The organism is Kaistella treverensis, assembly GCF_900114045.1.
GTDB classification, from domain to species: domain Bacteria; phylum Bacteroidota; class Bacteroidia; order Flavobacteriales; family Weeksellaceae; genus Kaistella; species Kaistella treverensis.
Genome location: NZ_FORQ01000002.1, coordinates 83,001 through 96,510 on the forward strand (window position 1 = coordinate 83,001; position 13,510 = coordinate 96,510).

Consider the following 13,510-nt stretch of genomic DNA (forward strand, 5'->3'; position numbering starts at 1 on the left):
TCTAATCGCAATAACACGGCGGTCTGCCAAATGAATAACTAAGCCCAAGAGTGATGGAATTAACCCAATCTTTAGAATTTGGATTTCCTATTTCCCGGTCTTGTATAATGTCAGCTAATTGCTGCTCAGTAAGTGTATTATTGCCTATTTTTATATTTTTATCATCAACGCTGCTATAATCTATGGAGTCAGAAAAAGTTGCGCGGAACATCAGTTCACCAAAAAGTGCCCAATTGTAGTTAAATTTATATTTTAGCCCCGCTCCGAACGGAATTGCTAATGAAAGTGCCGAAACATAAGGGCCGTCCTTATTATCTTCAACGATAAACTGCGGCGTGCTGTGCAGCATTCCGCCCACACCGCCGAAAATGTAGGGACTCACAAGACTTTTGTGCTCCTCATTCACCGGAAAAAAATTATATTCAAACAAAACATCAGCTTCGTAAATCGAATTGCTGCCATCGAGATATCGGTTTCGTCGGTATAATTCTTTTGCGTGCGCATCTGAAAACTGAATATGGCTGTAACCAATATTCAAACGGACGGATTGATACGGATTGAAATTCCTGCGGTACAAAATTCCACCATAAAACGGAATACCAAGTTCGCGGTAATTACCCACAGGTTTTTGCAAAATATAGTTGGTTCTACCGATGTCACCAACCAAATTGCTCATTCCCAACTGAACACCGATTTCATGCCGCTGCCCTTTTACAGAAAACGAAATGAAAAAGAGCACAATAAAAAAGTATATAATTTTCTTTTGCATGAAAATTGGGAATCAAAATTTATAAATTGCTGCAAATATAAAACAATTTTACCTGAATGAAATTCTTAATATTTAGTTAAATAACCTCAAAAAAGCATAATTTTTAACGGCTATTTAAGGCAATTTTTTCGTTTTTTAATATTTAATTTAAAATTTTGCAATGTAGCTAAATCGCTATTTTTTGCCAAAAATGCCCCGAATTTTATTTCGGATTTTAATAATCGTAGGTTCTTCATACGTTGCATCTTCTTCAAAATAGCCGTAACCGTACCCGTAACCGTAGCCGTAGCCATAACCCTGCTTGCCGCCCTGGTAATCGTTATACACCAAACCAAGATTCTGCACCTCATTATTATGATACTTTTCGGTGATCATTTTCAGCATGTGCTTTTCAGTATATTCATGGCGAACCACGTAAATACTCGCGTCTGCGTATTTCATCAGTTCATAAGCATCGGCAACCAAGCCAACCGGCGGCGAATCAATGATGACAAAATCATAATGATTGCGCAATTCCTTGATAAAATTAATGCTTTTTTCACTCATCAGCAATTCCGAAGGATTCGGCGGTATTGGGCCCGAAGTCGCAACATGCAGATTTGGAATAGATGTTTGATTGATGATCTGGTCCATTTCCACTTCACCGGTCAGGTAATTGGAAATCCCGAATTTATTATTGATTTTAAAATCACCAAAAATTTTCGGTTTACGTAAATCCATCCCTAGCAGAATGGTCTTTTTTCCACTAAGACCTAATACCGAAGCGATATTGATGGAAACATAAGTTTTTCCTTCCCCACCAATTGATGAGGTAAGCAGGATAACTTTTGAGGTATCATCTTCTTTGTGCAAAAAGCGCAGATTTGCACGAATTCCGCGGAAGGCTTCAGAAATTGAAGAGCGCGGCTGTTCTAAAACCGTAAGGTTATTGTCATGAGAGTTTCTGCCGATAACACCCAAAAGCGGAATTTTTGTTACCTGCAAAAGTTCTTTGATGTTTCGGATACGGTTGTCGAGAAGTTGGCCAATTGCCAGAAGCAGTAGCGGCAAAAGCACAAGTCCTCCGATGATGATGTATTTTGCTTTTGCAATATTCGGTGCGATTGGTTCCTGACCTAAGTTTTTAGCAGCATCGATCACCGTGATGTCCGATTTATTGGTCGCTACGCGAATTTGTGTTTCGTTCTGTTTGGTTAAAAGCGTGTTATACGTCGCTTCAATCATATTATAGCCGCGTTCAGCATCCAGATATTTTCGCTCTTTCGCCGGATAAGACACCAGGCCAGCAGTGACCTGTGCAAGCTGGCGATCGATTTTTGCCAGTTCGCCAAGGTAAGTATTGTAATAGGTGCGTAAGGAGCCGTTCGAGTTTGTGCGTGCTTCATTAATTAAACGGTTTATTTCGCGCATCGGTTCGGAATTCGGGGTATAAATCAGCGCAAGTTCACGGCGTTTTGCATACAGATTTTTTAGCTCCGAAACTGTTGCGTCAAAAACGCCATCTTGTATGCCGGCCGCACTCATATTGATTAAACGGTCTAAATTCTGAGAAGCAAGTGAATTTTTGATGCTGTTCAGGGAATTAATCCTGGTTATTAGTTCAGCTTTTTTTGCGTCAAGTGCTTTAATTTCGTCCAAAGATTTTTCGTCGCGTTTTTCTACATCGTACAAACCTTCCGTTACTTTCATTTGGTTAAGAACCGTGGCGCTGGAATCTAATTTTTTCCGGATATTATTGAGGTTTTCTACCAAATATTTTTCGGTGTTTTTATCAACAGTATTCCGGTCTATTAAGCGCTTTTTTTGCAATTCATCTACCGAAGTGTTCAGAAAATTTACCGTTCCGTTCAGATTATAACCTTTTTTTGTAATGATCATGATGGAGTTGATTTCCTTGTCAAAATCAACCGTTATCGTGTTGAATAAATTGTTTACCGTTGAATTTACCGTCGATAAATTGACAATTATATTTTCGAACTGAATCGGGCTCGGCTGCTCATTTTTCAACAAACGGAAGCGCAGATTCGGTGCCACATACCATTCATTCAGACCAATGACTTTATTTTCAGGTCTCTTAAAAGGCGAAATAGGGCGGAAACTTTCGGTTTCGTAGGAATAAAGGTTCGTAGATTCACCTTCCGAAGGTAAAACCACTTCATAGCGGTTGCCGCCTTTGGGAATCAGGGTAATCGGATAATCAACCTGCTGCGGATAAGATTTATCGATTTCGAAAAAAACCGGCGAATCATATTTGTCCAGATAAGTTTGTTTAATTAAACCTTTTGTAGAATAGTTGATGTAAAGATCAAGCTGCTGAACCAAATATTCATTGTGCGAACGCGATAGCAGCATTTTTTTTAAATAAATTCCGTCCTGATTGCCGTTTTGCCCCCAAATAAAGTTGATGGACTGGTTCGGCGTAAAATAACTCGCGGTATTATTTGATACGCTTAGAGATAGATTAGATGCGTAAACACGCTGCGCGTAATACTTGCTGTACACCCAGGAAATCCCCAGACCAAGAGCGATCATCAGCACGAACCAATACCAGTTGCGCACAACCCGGCGAATGTAATGTTCTACATCGAAAATTGCGAAAGAGCCAATTTTACTTACGGACTGTGTGGTTTCTTTTTCCGGAATCATCTTACAGTCTGGTTAAAATTAGGTAAATAGACATTGCCGTGGTAATTACAGATACACCTGTGGTAAGCGTTTGAATAGGATCTTTACCAAAACCATTTAGGTTTTTAGAGCGTGTGTTCAGAAATATTTCATCACCGTTTTGCACCCAATAATACGGTGAATTCATGACATCTTCACGGGTAAGATCCACTCTCGCGATTTTTATACCTTCCGGAAGTTTGCGGTGAATCACAATATTAGTACGATCCACGGTTCGGTTTAAACCACCGTTTATTGCAAGTGCTTCCGTTAAAGTCAAGGTATTTTTATGCGCTTTTTTCTCGCCACTGACCTCAATAGTTTCCACATCACCAAGAATGTAATAGGTAATTCCGTCAGTATTCAGGCGAACTTCCGATTTTCCCTGCACGAAATTTTCGTCTACACGGCTTTGAATTTCCTGTGAAATTTCCTCTAAAGTTCGTCCTTCAGCTTTAATATACCCAATTCCGAAAACATTAATATCGCCTTTGGAATCCACTTTTAACCCATTAAAATAGAAATTGATGTTTCCACCGTTGTCTTTTGATTGCTGGTTGGAAACCGACATATTTGTCGGCGATTGCGCATTGGTCCTTCCTGTTCCGTCGCTAACCGTGGCATTCAAGCTGGAATAAAACTGCGCGGCATCACCTTTTGGTGTGGTTACAATGTTCAGGTTCAGCATATCATTTTTGGTGATACGGTAAACCGGAATATTATACGGCACCAAACCTTCTTCGTTAATTACCAAACTCTCGTTGGGCTGCATATACCGTACATCTTTGGACGAAATGCAGGATTGTAAAAAAAGGGCAAAAAAGAGGAGAAAAAACAGTTTAAATATTTTCATTAGCGTAAAAAGTGTTTGCAAAAATAACAAATTAATTAGTTTTCTGTCTGCTTATTAATATTATACGCGGAATACATGCTCCAATGAAACCTAAAGTTACCACAATCAACATTAAAAAATTAACGTTTATATGCCGGAAATAATAAGCGGTTCCCACAATAAATAAATAATACACCAAGATATAAAAGCAGGATCTGCGGTGTGTAAGTCCCAGTTCCACCATTTTGTGGTGAATATGGTTTTTATCAGCCACAAAAATCGACTGTTTGTTCCTAATCCGGATAACGATTACGTGAAGTGTATCGACGATTGGTAAAATTAAAATTGCAACAGCAATCGCGGGCGCCGTCTGCAAATAATATCGCGGAACGTCGGGAAGTTCTTTATCAATGAAAATATCCAGGAAGCAAATAGCGGTAAATGCCAGGAGAAATCCCATAATCATTGAGCCGGTGTCGCCCATGAAGACTTTGTTGTTCCGGTAATTTGACAAATTATAATAAAGAAATCCAATGACCGAGCCGATAATTACTCCGGACAAAACCACGAGCGGATAATTAAATTCGCCGAGGCGGAAATAGCTGATACCGAATAAGGCGCTGCAAATCACCGAATAACCTCCGGAAAGGCCGTCAATGCCGTCAATTAAATTAAAAGCATTGATAAGCAGAATAAAAGTCAGCATGCTGAAAATCACGCTTGCCGTATAGCTCAGTTCATAGATCGCAAAAACACCGAAAAAGCTTCGAATTCTTACATCGGAGCCTAAAACCATTAGCCCTGTAACTATTACCTGTGCCAAAAGTTTTTTATAAGCACGCATCACCACAATATCGTCCATCACACCGATATAAAGCAAAATGACGAGCGAAGCAAAAAGAAATTTATACAGTTCAAAAAGTTCAAAAGCAAAAATAGAAGCGCAAACGGCAAGCGAATAAAAAATAGCAATTCCACCCAAATTCGGGATTTTTCGCAAATGCGAACTTCGGGTTCCAGGTTCGTCCATCAGGTTTTTTCGGCGAGAAATCTTCACGATAGTCGGGATGCTGAAAAACGTCAGCAAAAATGAAAAAACCGTCCCCAGCACGAGCTTTGCCGCGAAGAGAGAAACACCCATGGATGCCAGTAGATCTTTTATCAGTTCATTCATCCTACCAGAGTACGTTTGTATATTTATCTATCGTGAAGGAACCTTTGTCGCCATTTCCTTTACCGAAGTAAAAAAACATTGCGATAAGGTAGGTCATAAATCCAAGATACAGAATTTGCCGGGTTCTGCCGCGTACCGCGTACACAATGCTCGTCATGCAGAACATCGTTACAAAAAACATATAGGCACCCGGAAGTCTTACCGCAAAAATCTCATTGGACCGGAAAAAATAAAACAGAACCAAGCCAAAAACCGCGAGATTCCGCATATATTCATACCACAAAACCTCATCGCAGGCACGTTTATCAAATCTAATTAAAATCGCGATAAAAATAAGTTTTACAATATCATTTAAGCCGGTTTCTACTTCAGTTCCGTAATATCGGTCGTCGAGATAGCCCGTATAGGCGCCGGAAAGATCGTCCGGAGCGATGGAGCTGAATAATCCGCCGCCCAAACGGTACAATTCCAATGGTGAAACCAAAAGCGCAATAATCAAAACCCAGAAAATCCGTTTGCTGTTCATCGGAATTTTTACAATCCAAAACGCCGGAATAAACGCCACCGAAGTTTTGTGAAAACCCAAAGCTATATACATGCAGACCAGAAACATCAGCAGATTTCGGTCTTTAATAAATTTAAATGAAGCAATACACACCGCAATGCCAAGTCCCTGGCGCATTTGCCCGGAATCCTCGAAAAACATAATGGGCATAAAGTAAAAAAGCAGCGCCAGAGCAGGAAACGCTACATTTTTGTAAATGGCGGTAAACTTCAGCGTTACCGCAATTAAGGCACAAATAAATGTGACCACAAAAAACGGCAAACCAAAATCAAAAACAAGTTTATTGATCAGTACGTAAATCCATTCTATTTCTTCCGCGTTCGGGCGGAAAAGTGCTTTGTCAAAAACGTCGTTATACGAGGTGTACAGCGAAAAACCCGCGAAAAGCGTGCGGTAAACCGGATAATCCGCGCCGGCATTCAAGCGCAAACCAACTGCAATGATGATTAAAACACCCGCAATCCAGATAAAAACGCTTTGTTTTTTCTCCAAGCGGAAAATCTCCCAGTAACTCGCAAAGGCAAGAAAGGCAAAGATTATCGCAAAAATCGGGTGTAGAATTGGCATCAAATAAAACAGCGGTTTATTATATTATTTTTTTAAATATCGGATAAAAGCCGGTGAAACAAAGGAAATAGTAGATTTTTTTCTTCAGCGGTAAAGATAGCAGATAATTTCTTCCAAATCTTTTGTAGCGCAAAATTTCTAAAAGCGAAATTTCATGCCTTTTTCTGAAGTTTTTCAACTCAATTTCCAATTGCTTAAAAACCGCGGAATCCTTCACAAAAGCCGTGTACGCAAGGAAAGTATACACACCTTCTAAAATCTGAAAATTTTTAAGTTCAGCTTTCCTCGAAGCATATTTTGAGGTTTTGAAATATTCCGAAACGTCTTCGACCGCGCGTAAAATATCAATTCCGTTTACTGAATGACTTTTAGAAATAGAACCGTTGCGTTCCAAATATTGATAATGAAACTTCTGCGTTTGGGCAATCACCGAACATTCCAAAAGAAGCTGCGGAATAAGCTGAATATCTTCGAAATGAATTCCTGTTTTAAAACGTTTGTTTGTAAAAAGCTCACGCTTATAAATTTTATTACAGGCAAAATAAGACAAATCGGAAAAGACAGAAAAATGCTCCTTTAGCTCGATATTTTCCGGCAGATGCGGAATTTGAATCAAATATTGAAGAACTTTTCCGTTTTCATTTACTTTTTGTAGATTACAAATCACCATTTCGGCGGCGTGCTTTTTTGCTAAACTGTACATTTCTTCAAACATTGTCGGCGAAACTTCATCGTCGCTGTCCACAAAACCGATAAATTCTCCGGTCGCACGATCTAAACCAAAATTTCGCGCGTCGCTTAAACCGCCATTTTCTTTTTGAAAAGCTTTAATTAAAAGCGGGAATTTTTGCTCAAATTCCTCGCTTATTTTTTGCGAACCATCGCTACTTCCATCATTAATAACCAAAATTTCGATGTTTTCTAAAGTTTGGTTGACCAAAGAATTCAGGCATTTGTGCAGATATTTTTCAACCTGATAAACCGGAACAATTATCGAAACAGCCGGCCTCATCATTGGTTTTGATTTTTTCGGTAGAGAAAATAATCCTTGCCAATCGGCCGGATTTTGTAAATCCATCTCAACATCGCCGGCGCTTCTTCATGAATTTTTTTAATCGGATAGATTTTTTCCAGATGATAATTCTGGTTGAAATTTGCGGAATCTTGCGGCTTTAAAGTATAAAAACGCGCGCCAACGTCCGGTTTTCCGGCAATCGTCAAAATATAATCGGGCTTAAAACGCTTAACCGAATTGATCCACCAGAACTTTTCATCTTTCAGCATTTCATCGTTAATTTTCGAATTCACCAAACCAACCTCATCGTAAGTGTAAAGTCCCGTATAGAAAGGAATGATACCCGCAGGTTCCAGAAAAATTGACTGCTCTGCGGCTGTTTTTTCTCGATTTATATCAGCGGCGATTTGCATTCTTTGGCGCTCTTCCATATATCCGATGGTGTACGACTGAATAAACTGGAAAAAATACAAAGCGAAAAAAAATGCCGTTAAAAGGCCAAATTTTAGCGTTTTTGTTTTTGTTTCTAAATGCAGAAAAAAGTACAGAATAACGGCGAATAAAAAGACTCGCGGCAACCAGTAATACCAATCGAAATATGCTTTGAAACCTGAAAAAATCGTGATTTTAATTAAAGCAAAAGCAGTGATGAAAAACAATATAGCTTTAATTAAAGGAGATATTTTTTTGTCACGTTTAATTTTAAACAAAATAAACGCGAGAAAAACCAGAAAAGCGAGGAAAATTAAAAATGTTAGGTAGCTGTATTTTTTAATTAAACCGCCGTAATACGCCCACTGCAGCATCAAAAATTCAAAGCTGTTATTTTGCAGCAGGTTTTTATACGCGATTTTTTTCGCCGTAATGGTGTGGTTGACAATTTCGCCGAAATAAAAATAATTAAAACCTACAACGCTGAAAAGGCCAAAAATTCCGCCTAAAAGCAGGTAAAAATTAAATTTTTTCTTTAAATAAATATCCGCCAAAAAGAAAAGCCCGAGGAAAATTACGGTGTCAATTCTCGTCCATAAAAGCAGAATTGGAAAAATGAAATACGCCCATCTTTTGCCTCGAAAAAGGCCAAAATAAATAAGACCGTTGTAGAGGAAAAATAAAATTCCGTATTCCATTCCCAACAGCGAAGCCGTGAGCGCCGGCGGCGTCATATTAAGAAAAATCACAAACAACACGCGAAAAACTGGCTGATTGCGGAATAAAATTTTAGAAAGCCACCACGAACCGATCGCGAACAGAATACTGCTGAAAATCAGCAGCGGATAAATGAAATTTTCACCAAAAACAACGTTGAAAAGCGCCGAGATAAAAACATAAAAATGGGTCGTAGAGGCGGAAATTTTTTCGTCACCATTAAAACCGATAACGCCGTAATTCACCAAATTTTTCGCGACGCGCCACGTAATAAAAGAATCTTCCTGAATATGTTTTGTGAAAAACATCGGCAGCTTAAAAATTACCGTCAGCAAAATCAGCCAAAAGGGATTTTCGGAAATTTTTGCTAAAATTCTTTTCATATTGGTGTGTTGCGGCAAAAGTAGGAATTTAAAATCATCAATGCGTTAAAGCGTTTTCGCTTATATTTTCAGCAATCTCGGATTAATGAAACCTTTTTTCGCCATTTCGTAATCGGTTTGCGCGCACGGTTTTAAGTTTCCGGCGTTTTCTTCAGTTCCGAAATACCACAGATCTGAAAAAGTTTCGCGCTGAAACGCAAATTTTTCTTCGCCAATCATCACCCAAAAAGTTTCAAAAGCTTTTTCAGTCGGATGTGATTTCTGGATATTAATTCCTTCGATCAAATGCCAGATCATCTGCGCCAAAAGCTGGTGATTCAGCTGGTTTCGCGAGCTGATATTGGCATTAAAAATACCGGCAGCTTTTAAATTCTGGCTCAGGCCAATTTCTTTCATATAAGCACAAATTTCACGGCGGTTCAAGCCGTTCACCTGCGGATTCACCGAGAAACCATCGCCTATACTTTCTACGGCATCGCAGTTTACGGTCACGAGATCAGCCTGGCGAAAAAACGGTTCGGTACGTTCACTGCTTCCCATCATTTCCGCAAGTCGAATCACATCAAAATCAACTTCGCGCATCAGTTTCACCGAATCGTTCGCATTCAAATGTTTTTGATAACCTAAATGGTGATAATTTTTCAGACTGAAATTTTTGGAACTTAAAATTCGGGACAGAAAGTTGGTTTCGGTTAAATTTTCACCGTCGTTATTTAGCGAAACTACATTTGAAATTTGCGTATAAGTAAGATGTTGCTGAAGTGAATTTAAAGTTGAAAAAAGCACGTAAGAAAGTTCGTTGCTGCCACCAACAACGACCGGAACTGCGTTTTTCTGCCGGCACATCGTGATAATTTCACCAAGTACGAAATGCGTATCCTGCTGCGTTCGCCCGGAAACCAAATCGCCCAGATCACAAATGGGAACTTCAAAATCGAGTTTTGAAAGTTTATACAGTTCTCTTCTAATATTTCTGAAATCTGCCATTTCCGCCTCGCCGTCGCTGATGCCGCGATAATCTGAGCAGAAAATCAGCACGATGCTATTTTCTTTTATTTCAGACGAAATTATGCTGCCAAGTTGCCACGGTTCGGCACTGATTTTTTCGGCGGGAATAAAGATATCTTCAAGATTCATAGAAGTTTTTTTGAATGAAAAACAAAAATATAAAAAAAGCACCACCAAAGGCGATGCTTTTCGTTATAAAAAAATTTAACTAACGTTTGATGATCTTTTTGGTAATCACGGAATTGTCTTTCATAACGATTTTCACAATGTATAATCCCGGAAGCAAATTACTTGCATTAACTTTATTGTCTTGAACGGAATTTTTCAAAAGCATCTTGCCGGTCATATCATAAATTTCCACCATCTGGCTGTCTTTATTTTTAATTGAAAACTCTGTGGTAAAAGGATTCGGATAAATCTGAACATCAGTTGTTGTAACCGTTTGCACGGGAGATTCAACTTTTGGCACTGTTACCTGAATTACTTTTTTCACGCGCGGTGTTCCTAATAAGCGCGTCACGTCTTTTGCGCAGCGGACGGACATTGCGGCTTGCGGGTAAACGCCGGTCGCAGTCTGCATTTTATCGTTCTGAAACTGCATCGCCAAAGCAAAACCGGAATTAAAATCTGCCATAGAAGCCGTCCAGACGCCTGAACGTTCAAACTTCAACTGGTTTTCACCAATTTCACCACGAATTCCGTCCGCTGGAAAAGCACCGATGTTAAAAACCGAATTTTCAAATTTCCAACCTTTGGTTCCTTCCACCTTTCCGGAATAATTTTTGGCAATATCCTGCCACTGATCCTGGATTACACCTGGTTTTCCATACGTGTCATTTTGATAACCGTTGTACCACGGCGAGTTTCCTTTGGAACCGGTGTACAGATTGGTAAAGGTTACATCCGGCACACGCCAGCCTTCCGGACACGGATCGAACGGTGATTTTACATCTGCGTGGCCCCATCTTTCAGCAGCTTGCGCACGGCCATCAGCCACCCAGTCACGAACTTCATTTAGATCATTATCATAATGGTTTCCGCCGTTGTAGATTTTACCGGTATTTTTTTGAAACAGAAAAATCAGCGGGTTTTGCACCGAAAATTTTAAATTTTCACTTACCTTTTTATTTTGCACGGAATTTTTGGAACCGTAATCTTGATATGCACTTGAAAAACGGTTTGCATAATCTGCGCTGCTTACTTTAATAAAATTTGCCTCTTCAGCAGCATTTTTTTGCGACGCAACCAAAACCTGGCTTCCATTTGCGAAAGACGGAAGCGGATCTTTTCTTCCCCACTGGTAGTGCAGACCGTTGGCTTTTCCAGACGAGAGATCGCTGCTTAGCGCACCTAAATTCCTGTCCATAAATTCAGTGGTCATTGACGGCAATTTTGTTGTACCTGTATTTTGGATGTTAAATTTAGCCGGAATTTGACTTTCGGTCGTGTATTTCACTGTGTTTTCCGTCGGGTTGTCTTTTGTCACCCAAATATGCCAGCTCCAGTAAACCGGTCCGTCCACGTCCCCGTTGTGAAGTGAAACCACCGCATTACCTTCGGTATTTGCGTTTGTGGTAACTTCAATAACTGAATTTCGAGCATCTGCTGCGTCCGGACGGATATTTACTTTAGAAATTAGGTTTTCGTTTGTTGTCCAAAGAACTTTTGCAACCAATTTATCCGAAGGCAACATTTCGCGCTGCGTCAATAATTGGTTATAAACCGAAAACGCTTTGTTTACGGGAATTTCCAGTTTTTGGTTTCCAGTAAGAATGTAAGAATTCGGGTTATCTAAACCTACACGGTAATTTTCTTTTTTATCAGAGAAATATTGCGTTGCAAAATCGCCGATGACTGCCATATTGGGATCGCGCATACACCGAACAGCGTTTCCGGTTTTTGTTGGGTTGGTTTCATTATTATAAATCGCATGCAAACCAACACTGGTGGAAGTTCGGTAGGGATCCGAAAGTATCGAGAACAGTCTCGCGCCATCATACGCAAAAGTTGCGCTCCACAATCCGCCGTTCGACTGATTATCCTGGAAAGTTACACCAACCGGTGCGCTCGGTGCGTTTGCATTTGGATAATACACGTACGCTCCGGGAACCGGCATGATGCCGATATTTCTTGCACCTTCTTGCGCATTTGTGAAATCCATTCCCAAACCGGGATATACTTTTATGCCTTTTAAACTGGTATTTTCAGCATCCGGGAAAATCTGGCGGTATTGCACATTGGAATCGTCATTTACCCCGCTGTTTTTTCGGCCGAAAAAAGATAGATTATTATTTTGAGTTTCGCGCCCGTAATATGAAGGCACGCGCCAGCCGCTGGGACACGGATCCAATTCAGATTTCAGCTCGTAGGAAGCACTTTCTTTTTTTAAAGTTGTGCTGGAACTGCTGGCGTTGCTGTTCTGTCCTTTCGCGTTATCAGACCATAAATCCCAGGTGACATAATCCGGGCTTGCACCTGCAACTTTATAACGGCTGCTGGAAAACCAGTTTCCGGTGTTATCGGTATTTACAATGTAGGTTAAAGGATTTTTGACGGCATATTCAATGTTTTTTTCAATTTCATCGAAAGGCCGCACTTTTACAGGAATAGAATTTTTCGAATCAACCTGCTTGTGTTTTAAAACACCCACTTCCCCACTGATTTCATAAAAAAAAGAATCTTTGTAAACCAAGGGCGGGAAAGGATCTTTTCTTCCCCACTGGTACATTAATCCGCCGCTTTTCTGCCATTGATCACCCAGAAAGCTACTGCTAGCGGCGCCCAGGTTGCGGTCCATATATTGAATTTCGACGGGATTTCCTTTTATATCAGTTTCGAAACCTTGGGTATACTTCACGCCGTTTTCGGGATTGTCTGTTACCCAAATATGCCAGCTCCAGTAAATGGTTCCGTTCACTTTAAACGCGATAACCGCATTGCCTTTTCCTCGGGCATTGTCTATGGAAACTTTGATTTTAGAAGAAGATGGACCGCCTTGCGAAACTATAGCAACATTCTGCACCAAACCCGGTACATCTTCCCAGTAGAGAGAAGCAGTTTGTGTACCTGCAGGAATTGGTGTGGAAATATTGTTAGCTTTTAGAAATTCGTAATCAGACCACATATCGTAGGCCTTTTTCACGGGGATTTCTATACCGCTAAAACCTTGCTGCTGTGCAAGATCAATATCGTAAATGTAACTGTTCGGGCCTTTCGCGGCGCTGGAAGTCTGAGCTGTTAGAACATGAGCAAAAAAACAAAATATTATTAAGGGATATTTTATCATCGTTAAAATAATTATTACAATTTAATTGTGCTAATTTTTTAACATCGTTTGTGTGTTTTAATAGAACATTTTGTTTTTTTTCATTTTTTGTGCGGGTC

General features: G+C 39.9%; 9 protein-coding genes. All 9 read right to left on the minus strand.

The genetic code is table 11. From position 1 onward, the window contains the following. Position 1 precedes the first annotated feature (1 nt). The 9 genes from porG to BMZ55_RS05820 all read right to left on the minus strand — a co-directional run bounded on the left by porG (position 2) and on the right by BMZ55_RS05820 (position 13,412). Positions 2 to 769 (minus strand): type IX secretion system protein PorG, encoded by a 768-nt coding sequence (porG, locus tag BMZ55_RS05780; RefSeq protein ID WP_089819517.1) that lies wholly within the window; start codon positions 767 to 769, stop codon positions 2 to 4. Positions 770 to 943: 174 nt separating this feature from the next. After that, a complete protein-coding gene (locus BMZ55_RS05785) occupies positions 944 to 3,415 on the minus strand; it encodes an exopolysaccharide transport family protein (protein ID WP_089819518.1) in 2,472 nt (823 codons plus the stop codon). Between the two features lies 1 nt (position 3,416). Then, positions 3,417 to 4,286, minus strand: a complete 870-nt coding sequence (locus tag BMZ55_RS05790; RefSeq protein ID WP_089819519.1) for a polysaccharide biosynthesis/export family protein — start codon at positions 4,284 to 4,286, stop codon at positions 3,417 to 3,419. Positions 4,287 to 4,317: 31 nt separating this feature from the next. Next, positions 4,318 to 5,439 (minus strand): glycosyltransferase family 4 protein, encoded by a 1,122-nt coding sequence (locus BMZ55_RS05795; RefSeq protein WP_089819520.1) that lies wholly within the window; start codon positions 5,437 to 5,439, stop codon positions 4,318 to 4,320. 1 nt (position 5,440) lies between these two features. Continuing rightward, a complete protein-coding gene (locus BMZ55_RS05800; RefSeq protein WP_089819521.1) occupies positions 5,441 to 6,571 on the minus strand; it encodes an EpsG family protein in 1,131 nt (376 codons plus the stop codon). A 19-nt stretch (positions 6,572 to 6,590) separates the two neighbouring features. Then, complete coding sequence (locus tag BMZ55_RS05805) at positions 6,591 to 7,586, minus strand: glycosyltransferase family 2 protein (protein WP_233701909.1); 996 nt, start codon at positions 7,584 to 7,586, stop codon at positions 6,591 to 6,593. Further along, complete coding sequence (locus tag BMZ55_RS05810) at positions 7,583 to 9,118, minus strand: glycosyltransferase family protein (RefSeq protein WP_089819523.1); 1,536 nt, start codon at positions 9,116 to 9,118, stop codon at positions 7,583 to 7,585. Before BMZ55_RS05810 ends, BMZ55_RS05805 begins: the two co-directional genes overlap by 4 nt. 60 nt (positions 9,119 to 9,178) lie before the next feature. Beyond that, positions 9,179 to 10,255, minus strand: coding sequence for an arginase family protein (locus BMZ55_RS05815; protein WP_089819911.1), 1,077 nt, complete (start codon positions 10,253 to 10,255; stop codon positions 9,179 to 9,181). Positions 10,256 to 10,334: 79 nt separating this feature from the next. Beyond that, positions 10,335 to 13,412 carry a T9SS type A sorting domain-containing protein gene (locus tag BMZ55_RS05820; protein ID WP_089819524.1) on the minus strand — a complete coding sequence of 1,026 codons (3,078 nt, stop codon included), beginning with the start codon at positions 13,410 to 13,412 and terminating at the stop codon, positions 10,335 to 10,337. Between the last annotated feature and the right edge of the window lie 98 nt (positions 13,413 to 13,510).